Origin of the sequence: Actinomadura sp. WAC 06369 (genome assembly GCF_003947565.1) — a bacterium.
In the GTDB taxonomy this organism is placed as follows: domain Bacteria; phylum Actinomycetota; class Actinomycetes; order Streptosporangiales; family Streptosporangiaceae; genus Spirillospora; species Spirillospora rifamycini.
In genome coordinates, this window is record NZ_QHJN01000447.1 from 1 (window position 1) to 278 (window position 278).

General features: G+C 80.6%; 1 protein-coding gene. It reads right to left on the bottom strand.

Going from position 1 to position 278, the window contains the following annotated elements; genetic code table 11:
• Positions 1–278: hypothetical protein (locus DMH08_RS40755; protein WP_158642482.1), on the bottom strand; the 278-nt coding region annotated here is incomplete at both ends.

Genomic DNA, 278 nt, shown 5'->3' on the forward strand with positions numbered 1-278 from the left:
GTGCTTGGTCGGCGCGCCGCACGCGTACCAGCGCTGGAACACCGCCCAGGAGAACTCGGCCAGCGAGTGCCGGTCGCAGTGCTCGCGGACGTCGGCGACCTCGGGGGCGCCCGCGGCGAGCAGGCCCAGCAGCCGCCGGGTCGCGGAGTCGGGCAGGGCCCGGTCCCCGGCGCGGGTGCGGATCCGCGGGAGCCGCGCCGGGTCGGCCCAGTCGGTCTTCGCGCTGCGCCGGGCCCGGCCGGCGAGCGCGGCGGGCACGTCGTCGGCGACCGGGACGG